Below are 11,714 nucleotides of genomic sequence, written 5' to 3'. Positions count from 1 at the left end.
CCCGCGAACACGGGCGAAGCCCGTGCCATCCGCTACCGCGCCTTGCCAATCGCTTTCGCTGCGTCTGCCAGGCGTTGGGTCGCCTGCCGGATCTCATCGGCATCCAGCGAAGCAAACCCTAGGCGCAAGGCGTTCTCGGCATGGCCAAACGGTGAAAACTGTCGCCCACTGCGCACCACCAGGTCCCGTTCCAGCGCTTTGTCGACCAACTGATCCACGTTGATCTCATCGGCAAACCTCACCCACAGCGCCAGGCCACCTTCTGGCGCCTGCACGCTGATCTGTTCGCCGAACGCATCGCGCAAGCACCCCAACAAAGTCTCGCGCCGGCGCCGGTACTCGCGGTTGACCCGGCGCAAGTGCTTCTTCAGCTCCCCATCATTGATCAGGTCGGCCAACATCTGCTGCATGACTGCATCGCCCTGCCCCAGGGTCAGCATCGCCCTGCGTTCCAGCACGGTTGTCACTTCCACCGGTGCCACGATATAGCTGCAACGAAACGTGCTGCCCAAAGGCTTGGACAGTGAGCCAATGTAAATCACGTGCCGCTGCTGGCGGTCGCTGGCCAAAGGCAGATAGGGCCGCCCGGCAAAGTGGTATTCGTAGTCGTAATCCTCTTCGACCACGCAAAAGGCATGCTGGCGCGCCAGCTCCAGCAGCTGTTGCCTGCGCCCGGCTGGCAGGCTGACCGTGGTCGGGAACTGGTGATGGGGCGTTATGTACATCATCCGCACCTTGTGCTGCCGGCACAGGGCATCGAGCTGGTCGACCCGGCAACCCTCATGGTCCAGCTCCACGGTCACCAGGCGGGCACCCAACTGACGGAAGATTTCCCACGCAGGGGGGTAACTCAGGCGCTCGACCAGCACAACGTCACCCGGCTTGAGCAACACACTGGCCACCAGGGACAGTGACATCTGCACCCCCTGGGTCAGGCAGATATGCTCGGCGCCAACGTTCAGGCTGCGGTTGTGCCGCAGCATGTCGGCCAGGGCGCTGCGCAGATTGCGGCTGCTGCACTCGCTGCCGTGGCGAACGCTGTTGCTGGTGAAGCTACTGCGCAAGGCATTGCGGTAATAGCGATGCAGTACAGCCTGTGGCAGCAGGCGATGGTCACAGGCGCCGTTGTCGAAGAACAAGGCCCCCGGCCGCCCTTGCTGCGCTACAGCCTGTTCGTTCGCCTTGAAGTAGGCAACGGCAGGTTCCTCTGGCAGCGCCAGGGCAAAAGGCCGCACGGCACCGGAAACGGCCGCTGTGCCAGGCGCCAGCTGCTGGCTGACGAAGGTGCCCCGGCGTTGCACGCTTTGCAGCCAGCCCTTGGTTTCGGCTTCCTCATAAGCAAGGATCACGGTCTTGCGATTGACGTTCAGCAATTGCGCCATCTCCCGCGTGCCCGGCAACGGCGTGCCAGGGCGCAGGCGACCCTCGCTGATTGCGGCCACCAGCCCTTCGACGATCTGCCGGTACGAAGCCTGTGCCCCATCGAGCCTGAGCAGTGGCTGCCATTTACGAAGCTGGACCATATGAAATATCCAAAACTGGAGGTTCTGCTGGTCCTGGACTATAGCAACAATCGAACCTCCATTTGCCCCGAGGTGCTCATGCAAAGCCGCCACGTCATTGAATTGTCGCCCTCGGGCAAAACCTTCGAAGCCAGCCAGGAGCTGCTGCTCGATGCCATGCTCGCCAGCGGCCTGCCGGTACCCTTTTCCTGCCGCCGCGGCGCCTGCGGCTCGTGCAAGGTCAAGGTGGTCTCAGGGCAGCATCAGGACAAGCAGCGGGATGCGGACACACCGCCGCCGTCCTATCCCTTGGCCGCCGACGAGATGTTGCTGTGCCAGAGCCACGCCTGCAGCGACATGCGCCTGGAAATACCCGGCTGGTCACTGGACGCCCCGGCACTGGAAACCCAGGCACAGGTGGTTGGCAAGCGCGCGCTGAGCGCAGATATCGTCGAGCTGGTGTTGCAGCCTGCTCAGCCGCTGGAGGTGCGGGCGGGCCAGTACATGCGGTTCCAGCTGGACAACGGCGACAGCCGCTGTTTCTCCATTGCCAACCTGCCTGCCCGGGAACAAGGGCAACTGGTGTTTCACATCCGCAAGGTCAGCGGCGGCCTGTTCACTGAAGGTTTGCTGCCCACCCTGCAAGCAGGTGCAACGGTAAAGCTCGAGGGCCCGCTGGGCGCCTGTACCTGGCAGCACGATGACCAACGCCCGCTGATCCTTTTCGCCACTGGCACAGGTTACGCCGGCATAAAGCCGCTGTTGCTGACGGCCTTGGCCGGCGATGCCGACGTCACGCTGTATTGGGGCGGCTCTTCGCCGGCGGATTTCTATGACCGCGAATTTCTCGACGTGTCCAGCCGTGTGCACCCGCACTTTCGCTGGCAACCGGTGCTCTCGGCCCAGGCACGTATACAGCAGGTGGCGCTCAGCCAGACGCATCGCTGGGGCGAAACCCAGGTCTATGCCTGTGGCAATGCCACGATGATCAGCCAGGCCCGCGAGCAATGCCTTGCAGCAGGGGTACCGCCCCATCGCTTCGTCGCCGAGGCCTTTGTCGCCAGCGGTGCACTGACAACGCAGGCTTCCTCAACCAACCCGCTGCACCCTGAGCTGGAAAAGGTCGGCCCACGTTATTCGCTGGACGGCATGCTCGCGGCCCGCGAACAGTCGGTGCGGGCCGTGGCTGCCATTGCCAGCCAACTGCAGGTCGGCATGACCACCGCCCAGGCACTGGAGATGGCCGCGCATACCCTGCAGGCGATGGGCGCCTCACACACCTGGCACCCCACCTACATCCGTTTTGGTGACGATACCGTGCGTACGCCACGGCAAGGCATTGACCTTCAACGTGTGCTACGCGCCACGGACATCGTCGTTGTCGACGTTGGCCCGGTTTGGGATGGCTATGAAGGTGACTATGGCGATACCTTCGTGTTTGGCCAGCACGCCCTGCACCACGCCTGCGTGAAGGCACTGCATGAAGTGTTCGACGAGACCCGCCAGGCCTGGGGCCGCGGGTTGACCGGGCGTGAACTGTATAACTTTGCCGAGCGCAGTGCCCAGGCCAAAGGTTGGCAGCTGGAGCGCAACCTGGCCGGGCATCGCATCGCCGACTTCCCGCATGTGTTGTATGGCCAGGACAAGCTGGCCGAGGTGGAGATTGTCCCGAGCGAGGTGGTGTGGGTGCTGGAGATACAGCTGTGCCACCCTACCGAACCTGTCGGGGCATTCTTCGAAGACATCCTGATTGCGAACGCAAGCCGGGGGCTGCCAGGGCAGCTTGATACCGCATCGGCCCTTGAACCCGTAACAGGTTAAAGTGGGCAACAGAAGGACACCCGACAAGGACGATTACCATGCAAGTACGCACGCTCACCCCTGACGACCTCCCCCAAGCCTGCGCCTTGTGCATGGATGCCTTCATGCAGGCAGTCGCGCCCACACTGTCGGCGCAAGGTATCGAGACCTTTACCCAGGTGTCAGCACCCCAGGCGTTTGCCGAGCGCATGCAGGGTGACAACCTCATGCTGGCCTGTTTTGTCGAAGGCGCTATCGCGGGGCTGATCGAGCTCAAGGAAGGCCGTCACATTGCGATGCTGTTCATTGCACCAGGCCTGCAACGCCAGGGCATAGGCAAGCGTTTGATGAACGCCGCACTGGAGCATGCCAGCGCCGAGGTGGTGACGGTAAAGGCATCATTGTCTTCTGTACCCGCCTACCAACGCTACGGCTTCACCCTGGCAGGCGACGTGGGTGAGTTTGCCGGGCTGGTGTATCAGCCGATGGAAAAGCGCCTGCCGTAAGCAGCGCAAGGCTGCTCCACAGCGGGCGCATGGCCGTCAGCCCATCTGCTGCCACAGGATCAACAACCCGGGCACCCAGGCTGTGAAGATCGCGCACAGCAAGGTCATTGCCGCCACCAGACGCTGGATCTTCCTGGCCAGCGCCAGCAACAGGAAAAAGCTGAACCACAACACCGTCCACGCCGCCCAGTTCAGTACATCCCACACCTTCAACAGCCCTTCGGCACCAGGGATGGAACTGACTGTCACCACCAGCGCCGTCACGCTGACGAACAGGCAGAACCAGCCTAGCCCGCGTCCATCTACCTGCAGCACCTGGTTGGCGGCCACCCACAGGTAGGTAAAGGCGAACAGGAGGGTCAAGGCACCGGCCTTGATGCCTTCGGCCGAGCCCACCACGAAGATCAGGTAGACCGCCACCAACAGGCTGAGCAAACCGACAAACAGGTTGATCACCGCCACTTCGCGGTCGGTGATGCGCCCCATCAGCCAGATGCTGTTGATGAACAACACTGCACCCACATACAGCAGAACCAGTCCGTACAACATGGCAACCTCTTCTCATTCGAATTGTTTTAGGGTTTTTCTTGCCATTTCCAGCATCGACAGCCGCTGTTTCATCGCCTCTTTCGACAAGTAGGCATGAGCTTCAGGCTCCTGCCAGCCCTGGGCCGCCATCAGCAGGACCTTGGCCTTGTTGATGTCGGCCTGGTGCTCCAGACGCTCCTGCAACTGGGCATTCTTCTGCATCAAGCGGGCCTGGGCTTCGCTGTTGCTTCTGGCGCACACCAACGCCGGAAGTACCTTGTGGTTGTCCAGAGGCAGCACCATCACGCCGTGACACCCCAGCTCCAGGATTTGCGAAAGAATGGTCGGGCTCTCGTACTCCACCAAGGCGATGGCGGTCAGGCGTACGCCGCCCTGCGCCAGCAGCCTGCCCAGCTCGGCATGGTGGCGGCCTTCGAACACACCGCAAAACACCAGGTCAGTGTGGGTGTCGAACGCCTTGGGCGGTGGCCAGCACTGCTTCACCGAGCAACCGATGCGCATCAGTTGCAACACCAGGGCATCAGTGATTTCACTGGGCGGACAAACAATGCCCACGTGCAGTTCACGCAGCGTGTTCAGGATATTCGACGTACTCATGAGGGGCCGCCTCCCATCATGCTCGCAGTCCAGTCGTCCAGGTTGTGAACCACCACATAGGGGTCAGGGCGGATGGTGGTAGGCGACTGCCATTTGATGCAGATCTGCCCGCTTGCATCGATCTCGCCGATACGTGAAAACAGGTGCGAGTGGTTGTTCTGCTGCTCCACCTGCACCCTGCCCTGGGGGCTATCCATGCTCGTGTGGTACAGGTGATTGCGGATTACCTCCACCTCCAGGCTGCCGGTGGCATTCACCGCCTGGCACAGCATGCGCATCTGGCAATACGCCGCCTCGGCCCAGGCAGTGATGCGCACATCGGCCGGAAAGAACGCACGGCACTGACTCACGAATGCGTTGCTTTGCGGTGACTCGACGCTGGTGAAGTACGGTGCCACGACAATGTTGCCGTGAGCCACCTCGGCCCCCATTTCGGCAATTTCTGCCTCGCTGGTAGTCAAGCTGGCGATCGGCGGCCGAGGGCCATTGCCATAGCGCTGCGCCATTGCTTGGTAGAAGCTTGCCGTCCCCGTACCGACCACGGTCGAAAACACCACGTCGGGGGCAGAACGCACCACCCGCTCGACCACCAGGGCCAGGTCATCGGCCGAGGGGTACAGGGGCATGTAGGCTTCTTCCACCACTTCGCCGCCATGCTGCTTGTACAGGTGGCGCATGACATGGTTGCTTTCGCGCGGGTAGATATAGTCGGAACCGACGAAGGCGACCCTGGCGCCGTAATGACGTGTCAGGTATGCCGCCAGCGGCGCGCTGTTCTGGTTGGGTGCCGGCCCGCCGTAGATGATATTGGGCGAGTACTCGAAGCCCTCGTAGGGCGTGGGATAGAACAGCAAGCCATCGGCGCGCTCGATGACGGGCATCACGGCTTTGCGGGTGTGGGACATGTAGCAGCCGAGCATCAGGCGTACGCCGTGGTTGCGCACATAGTCGTCACACAGGTTGCGATAACGGTCCGGGTCGCCTCCGGGGTCGCCGACCAAGGTCAGAACCGGCTGGCCGAGCACTCCCCCCTCGCGGTTAACCTGTTCTACCGCCAGCAGCGCGCCACAGCGCTGCGAGCGTTCAATGGCTGCGGTAACGCCGGTTTCGGCGAACAGCAAGCCCACCTTCAATTGCCTGTCTTGTCTACTCATCACACCGTCCTGTGACAACCGTCATGTCGGCAACGAAAAACGGATGCGCCCGTGCTCGAGGTGGCCGGCCACCGTCATGCACGTCACTTCTGCCCGGCATGGGATGCGGTTACCGAGCAGGTACTCGGCCAGTGGCACTTCCAGCTCATGGCGGATAAAGCGTTTGAGCGCACGCGCGCCAAACTCCAGGTCATGGCCTTCGCTGGCCAGCTTGCCAACCACCGCCGCATCCAGCTGCAGGCAGCAGTGATGCTTGGCAAGACGCCGGTTCAGGCGCGACACCTCCAGTTCAATGATGCGCTCGCTCACCTCCTGTTCGATGGCATTGAACACCACAGTGCTGTCGATGCGGTTGACAAATTCGGCAGAAAAACGCTTCACCAGGCGCCGCCGCACCAGCCCCAGCAAACGCTCGCGGCGCCCTGCCTGCAGACCAAGCAGACGCCGCAGCGGCGCCAGCGGGCCCAGCCGGTGTTGGCGTATTTCGTCTGCCGCCAGGTTGCTGGTCATGAACACCAGCGTGTTACGGAAATTGAAGCTCTTTTCTCCGGAGGCCAAGCGCAGCAGGCCATTGTCGAACACATTGAGCAGCGCCTGGGACACCTCCTTGCTGGCCTTTTCCAGCTCATCGAACAGAACGATCCCAGGACGCCCCTGGCTCCCGTCCAGCAGCACCTGGTCAAACAGCGTGCGGCCCTCCTTGGCGCCAGCATAGCCCGGTGGCGCGCCGGTCAGAGCAGCGGCGTAGTGCTCCTGGGCCAGCGTGTTCATGTCGACCCGGCAGAAGGCATCGGCATCACCGTGCAGGGCGCGGGCCAGGGCACGCACGACCTCGGTCTTGCCGACCCCGGTCGGGCCGAGGAACAATGCCGTGAACAGCGGGCGGCGCGGGTCGAGAATATCCGCACGTACCACCGTGAGCACATCTTCGATGGCCTGCAAGGCTTCGTCCTGGCCCAGCACTTCGTTGCGTACTACCTGCATGACGGCAGCGACATCGAAGCGGAAACGCGACTGCAGGGTGTCTTCGCTGCGCAGGTGGGTCTCGACGATTGCCCGGGTGTGGCAGTTTTCGGCACTCAGTGCAGCACTGGAGGACGCATCGCGACGCGTCTGCTCCAGCAGGTCGTTCAAGAACGGCATGGTCTTCCCCTCACTTTGTGAAACAGCGTGCCCGCAGGCACGCTGGGCAACCCCGTCAGCGGGCTTCCTTTTCCTTGGCATCGTAGGGAAGACTGCCGACCGGGCACTGCGCCACCCCCGAGGTGCGCCGGGTCAGGGCCTCGACGTTCTCGCGGGCCTTCTCGGCATCCAGCACCCAGGTGCGATAGAACTCGAATGGGCATTCGGCAATGCCGCGGTCGCCGTCGCCAGACAAATGCATACCGCTGTAGCCACGGTGCAGGATCTTGTACAGGTGGTTTTGCGACTGGTCGTTCTGCCGCGCATCGCGAATTTGCGAGATCGACAGCTGAGCGTACTGGATACCCATCTCCTCTTCACCGCACTCGCCGAGTGTACGGCCATCGAAACCGATGATCGCCGAGTGACCGAAGTAGGAATACACACCATCGAAGCCCGCGGCGTTGGCCACTGCAACATAGCAGTTGTTAGCCCACGCCATGGCCTTGGCCATGAGCACCTGCTGGTCCTTGGCCGGGTACATGTAACCCTGGCAGCGCACGATCAGCTCGGCGCCTTTCATGGCGCAATCGCGCCAGATTTCCGGGTAGTTGCCGTCATCGCAGATGATCATGCTGATCTTCAGGCCCTTGGGGCCATCGGCAACGTAGGTCTGGTCGCCCGGGTACCAGCCCTCGATCGGACACCAGGGGATGATCTTGCGGTACTTCTGCACGATCTCGCCGTTGTTGTCGATCAGCACCAGGGTGTTATAGGGGGATTTGCGCGGGTGCTCTTCATGGCGCTCGCCGGTCAGCGAAAACACGCCCCAGACATTGGCCTTGCGGCAGGCCTGGGCGAACACTTCGGTTTCCACCCCGGGTATGGCCACGGCGGTTTCCATCATTTCGGCCGGGTCATACATGATGCCCTGCAGGCTGTACTCCGGAAAAATCACCAGATCCATGCCCGGCAGCCCCTGCTTCATGCCGACAATGATGTCGGCGATTTTTCTGGCGTTTTCGAGCACTTCATCGCGGGTATGCAGGCGCGGCATCTTATAGTTGACCACGGCGACGCCGACGGTGTCATTGCTGCTGGATATATCACCATGACGCATGTTGACCACCTCTTGTTGTTATTTTTCAGGGACGAAAAAAAGCCCTCTCCGCATGCGGAGAGAGCTCATTTGCTCTTTGGGGTTCGGTGTGGAGGCCGCGACATCGCCATTGATGCGCGGCTCCTGACAACCAACGGTATATGCCGGGTGTGGCGGCTTGTCAACCCGCCATCAACCGTTGCCGCTTCAGGCGCCGAGTGAACACAGCACGCTTTGCAGTTTGTCTCGGGTGGTATTCGTGCACGTCTGCATGGGCTCGCGCAGCTCGTCTGCAATCAGGCTTTGCAGCTGCAATGCCGCCTTGACCACGGCCGGGTTGGGCTCGGCAAAGGCCACTTTGATCCAGGGCAGCAACTGGTAGAACGTACCACGCGCGGCAGCCCAATCACCGCTGTCAACCTGCCGCACCATGCGTACGTACAGGTCGGCGCGCACATGTGCGGAGGCTGAAATGGCCCCTGCCCCACCCAGGCACAGGTTGTTGAAGATCTGCAGGTCTTCACCGGCCAGCACCTGGGCGTGGCCGTCCTCGATCAGGGCCATGGTCGTCTCGCTGTCACCGCCACAGTCTTTCACCGCTGCAATGCGTGGATGGCGCACGATACGGCGCAGGGTTTCACGTTCGATGCGTACGCCTGTGCGGTAGGGAATGTCGTAGACGATCACTGGCACGCTGGCGGCATCGGCCACGGTGGCGAAGAAGGCTTCGATGCCAGCCTGCGAAGGGCGGATGTAGCAAGGTGCGGGAACCAGCAGTCCGCCAATGTCACGTTGCTGGATTTCAGCCTGGAAGGCCAGCAACTCACGCAGGTTGTAACCTGACAGGCCCATCACCACCCTGCCAGGCTCCACCCAGGCCAGCACGGCATCCAGCACTGCCAGTTGCTCGGCCTTGGACAACGCCGCTGCCTCACCCGTGGTACCGCACACCACAAAACCGGCCACACCGTCTTCGAGCAGCTTCTTCACCAGCTTTTCCAGGCCTGGGAAGTCGATTTCATTGGCACGCATTGGCGTGACGAGGGCGATCCAGATACCACGGAAATTCGACATGCAAAAACTCCTGATGTTGACCGAAAGTCAGCGTCAGCAGGGCGAAGAGTGGAAGTGGTGGCAGGGATACCTGGCGCCTTCTGTCTCGTCAGCCCACCTGACGAGACAGCGCGCCTCGGTCAGATGAGCGGCTGTTTCTTGGATTTCTTGGCAACGGCAACGCACGCGTCTGCCTGAGCGATGAAGCCCGAAGCGGAAATGGCGTGGTTGGATGTGGACATGCTGGCAAGCCCGTTGCGTAGGTATGGCTGGATAATGGCGGGAAAAGTCGCCACAGGCAAGCCCGCAGTCGCACGCTTCAAATCAGGCCTTGCTTCACCGCTATAGCAATGCAGTGGGTTTCAGGCGCCAGCCACACGGACCTGCTTCGGCGGCTTCTACCTACAGGCGAATGCTGTGATGTGCTGTATGGTTACCGGTTAAGCAAAAAACCGTTTTTTCGGAGACAAGCATGCTGCGTATTTTTGAACGTCGGCTCGACCCCTTCCCACCCGACGAGGTACCACCGCCGCCCGTTGGCCTGTTGCGCTTCATGTGGGCTTGTACCCGCGGCGCCCGTGGCTACATTCTGGCGCTGGCACTGCTCAGTGCCGGGGTGTCGATATACGAAGCCTGGCTGTTCGCGTTCCTCGGCCAGGTGGTCGACCTGCTCGCGTCCTGGCAGGCAGGCGGTATTGTTGGCCCCGAGGAAAGCCGTGTGCTGTGGGGGATCGGCATCGTCCTGGTGGTCAGCATCGGGCTGGTGGCGCTGCGCACCATGGTTCAGCACCAGGTGCTGGCGATCAACCTGCCGCTGCGGCTGCGTTGGGATTTTCACCGCCTGATGTTGCGCCAGAGCTTGTCGTTCTTTTCTGACGAGTTTTCTGGCCGGGTCACTACCAAGGTGATGCAGACGGCGCTGGCAGTACGAGATGTGCTGTTTACACTCATTGAAATCCTGCCTGGGATTGGCGTGTATTTCATCGCGATCATTGCGCTGGCCGGCGGCTTTGCCCTGAAACTGATGCTGCCCTTCATTGCCTGGGTCGTGCTGTTCGGCTTGGCCATGCTGTATTTCGTCCCCCGGCTGGGCAAGGTCGGGCAGGAGCAGGCCAATGCCCGGTCGTCGATGACCGGGCGGGTTTCTGACGCTTACACCAACATCACCACGGTAAAACTGTTTTCGCACTCCAACCGCGAAGCGCACTTTGCGCGCGCAGCCATGGAAGATTTCAAGCAGACCGGTTTTCGCCAGATGCGCCTGGTGAGCCAGTTCGAAATCGTCAACCAGGCGTTGGTGGTGGGCTTGATCTTTGGTGCCGGTGGCTACGCACTGTGGCTGTGGCACCAGGGCCAGGTCGGCACCGGGGCCGTGGCGGCAATCACCGCCATGGCCTTGCGCGTCAACGGTATGTCGCACTGGATCATGTGGGAAATTACCTCGCTGTTCGAAAACATCGGCACCGTGCAGGACGGTATGGCCACCCTCACCCGCGGCCCCAAGGTGCAGGATGTGCCGGGTGCTGCAGAGCTGGTAACCACGGGTGGCGCGGTGAGTTTCGACAAGGTCAGCTTCAACTACAACGGCGAGCGCCAGGTGCTCAATGAGCTGACGCTGCACATTCGTCCGGGCGAAAAAGTCGGCCTGGTCGGCCGCTCCGGCGCCGGCAAGTCCACCTTGATCAACCTGCTGCTGCGCTTCTACGACGTGGACAAGGGGGAAATACGCATCGACGGGCAGAACGTCGCCAAGGTCACGCAGGATAGCCTGCGCAGCGCCATCGGCATGGTCACTCAGGACACCTCGCTGTTGCACCGTTCGATTCGCGACAATATTGCCTATGGCCGCCCCGATGCTACCGAAGCACAGATCCGTGCCGCTGCGGCCAGTGCCCAGGCCGATGGTTTCATCAGCCAGCTCAGCGACCGCCAGGGCAACAGCGGTTACGACACCCTGGTGGGTGAACGCGGCATCAAGCTGTCTGGCGGCCAACGCCAGCGCATTGCAATTGCCCGGGTGATGCTGAAGAACGCACCGATCCTGCTGCTTGACGAAGCCACCAGCGCGCTGGACTCGGAGGTGGAGGTGGCCATTCAGGAGAGCCTGGATGAAATGATGCAAGGCAAGACCGTTATTGCCATCGCCCACCGGTTGTCGACGATCGCCGCCATGGACCGGCTGATCGTGATGGATGAAGGGCGCATCATCGAGCAAGGCACCCATGCCGAACTGTTGGCGAAAAAGGGTACCTATGCACGGTTGTGGCAGCATCAGAGTGGCGGGTTCCTGGGTGAGGATCAGGGCGTGGCCGAGGCTGTGGAGTAAGCAGAG

General features: G+C 61.7%; 9 protein-coding genes and 1 pseudogene. 3 read left to right on the top strand and 7 right to left on the bottom strand.

Translation table 11 applies throughout. The features are described from left to right. Positions 1–32: 32 nt before the first annotated feature. Entirely contained in the window at positions 33–1,523 is a 1,491-nt protein-coding gene (locus ACF8FB_RS21910) for a PLP-dependent aminotransferase family protein (protein WP_350297697.1), read from the bottom strand. Here ACF8FB_RS21910 and ACF8FB_RS21905 point away from each other — a divergent pair. Together ACF8FB_RS21905 and ACF8FB_RS21900 are read left to right on the top strand one after the other, a co-directional pair. Beyond that, a pseudogene (locus ACF8FB_RS21905) lies at positions 1,524–3,289 on the top strand (M24 family metallopeptidase). Positions 3,290–3,361: 72 nt separating this feature from the next. After that, on the top strand, positions 3,362–3,808 hold the full coding sequence (locus ACF8FB_RS21900; protein WP_019751131.1) for a GNAT family N-acetyltransferase: 447 nt from the start codon (positions 3,362–3,364) through the stop codon (positions 3,806–3,808). Between the two features lie 36 nt (positions 3,809–3,844). Here ACF8FB_RS21900 and ACF8FB_RS21895 read toward each other — a convergent pair whose 3' ends face one another. The 6 genes from ACF8FB_RS21895 to dapA form a co-directional block, all read right to left on the bottom strand. Continuing rightward, on the bottom strand, positions 3,845–4,357 hold the full coding sequence (locus tag ACF8FB_RS21895; RefSeq protein WP_012052056.1) for an AmiS/UreI family transporter: 513 nt from the start codon (positions 4,355–4,357) through the stop codon (positions 3,845–3,847). Positions 4,358–4,369: 12 nt separating this feature from the next. Beyond that, positions 4,370–4,954, bottom strand: a complete 585-nt coding sequence (locus ACF8FB_RS21890) for an ANTAR domain-containing response regulator (RefSeq protein WP_064491577.1) — start codon at positions 4,952–4,954, stop codon at positions 4,370–4,372. Then, on the bottom strand, positions 4,951–6,108 hold the full coding sequence (locus tag ACF8FB_RS21885; protein ID WP_064491576.1) for a transporter substrate-binding domain-containing protein: 1,158 nt from the start codon (positions 6,106–6,108) through the stop codon (positions 4,951–4,953). Before ACF8FB_RS21885 ends, ACF8FB_RS21890 begins: the two co-directional genes overlap by 4 nt. A gap of 21 nt (positions 6,109–6,129) precedes the next feature. After that, on the bottom strand, positions 6,130–7,251 hold the full coding sequence (locus ACF8FB_RS21880; RefSeq protein WP_392511962.1) for an AAA family ATPase: 1,122 nt from the start codon (positions 7,249–7,251) through the stop codon (positions 6,130–6,132). 55 nt (positions 7,252–7,306) lie between these two features. Further along, entirely contained in the window at positions 7,307–8,350 is a 1,044-nt protein-coding gene (locus ACF8FB_RS21875; protein ID WP_012052052.1) for an aliphatic amidase, read from the bottom strand. A 186-nt stretch (positions 8,351–8,536) separates the two neighbouring features. Continuing rightward, positions 8,537–9,403 (bottom strand): 4-hydroxy-tetrahydrodipicolinate synthase, encoded by an 867-nt coding sequence (gene dapA, locus ACF8FB_RS21870; RefSeq protein WP_392511960.1) that lies wholly within the window; start codon positions 9,401–9,403, stop codon positions 8,537–8,539. A gap of 451 nt (positions 9,404–9,854) precedes the next feature. Between dapA and ACF8FB_RS21865 the strand changes: the two genes are divergently transcribed. Next, positions 9,855–11,708 (top strand): ABC transporter ATP-binding protein, encoded by a 1,854-nt coding sequence (locus ACF8FB_RS21865; protein WP_392511958.1) that lies wholly within the window; start codon positions 9,855–9,857, stop codon positions 11,706–11,708. The last annotated feature ends 6 nt before the right edge of the window (positions 11,709–11,714 follow it).

The sequence above is a fragment of the Pseudomonas sp. yb_2 genome (assembly GCF_043103905.1).
In the GTDB taxonomy this organism is placed as follows: domain Bacteria; phylum Pseudomonadota; class Gammaproteobacteria; order Pseudomonadales; family Pseudomonadaceae; genus Aquipseudomonas; species Aquipseudomonas alloputida.
Note: the sequence above shows the minus strand (reverse complement) of the source record. Positions and strands in the feature narration are given on the sequence as shown.

What these genes read in the sequence shown, in the direction of transcription:
- ACF8FB_RS21910 (WP_350297697.1), bottom strand. Translation starts at nt 1,523, where the DNA reads ATGGTCCAGCTTCGTAAATGGCAGCCACTGCTCAGGCTCGATGGGGCA.
- ACF8FB_RS21900 (WP_019751131.1), top strand. Translation starts at nt 3,362, where the DNA reads ATGCAAGTACGCACGCTCACCCCTGACGACCTCCCCCAAGCCTGCGCC.
- ACF8FB_RS21895 (WP_012052056.1), bottom strand. Translation starts at nt 4,357, where the DNA reads ATGTTGTACGGACTGGTTCTGCTGTATGTGGGTGCAGTGTTGTTCATC.
- ACF8FB_RS21890 (WP_064491577.1), bottom strand. Translation starts at nt 4,954, where the DNA reads ATGAGTACGTCGAATATCCTGAACACGCTGCGTGAACTGCACGTGGGC.
- ACF8FB_RS21885 (WP_064491576.1), bottom strand. Translation starts at nt 6,108, where the DNA reads ATGAGTAGACAAGACAGGCAATTGAAGGTGGGCTTGCTGTTCGCCGAA.
- ACF8FB_RS21880 (WP_392511962.1), bottom strand. Translation starts at nt 7,251, where the DNA reads ATGCCGTTCTTGAACGACCTGCTGGAGCAGACGCGTCGCGATGCGTCC.
- ACF8FB_RS21875 (WP_012052052.1), bottom strand. Translation starts at nt 8,350, where the DNA reads ATGCGTCATGGTGATATATCCAGCAGCAATGACACCGTCGGCGTCGCC.
- dapA (WP_392511960.1), bottom strand. Translation starts at nt 9,403, where the DNA reads ATGTCGAATTTCCGTGGTATCTGGATCGCCCTCGTCACGCCAATGCGT.
- ACF8FB_RS21865 (WP_392511958.1), top strand. Translation starts at nt 9,855, where the DNA reads ATGCTGCGTATTTTTGAACGTCGGCTCGACCCCTTCCCACCCGACGAG.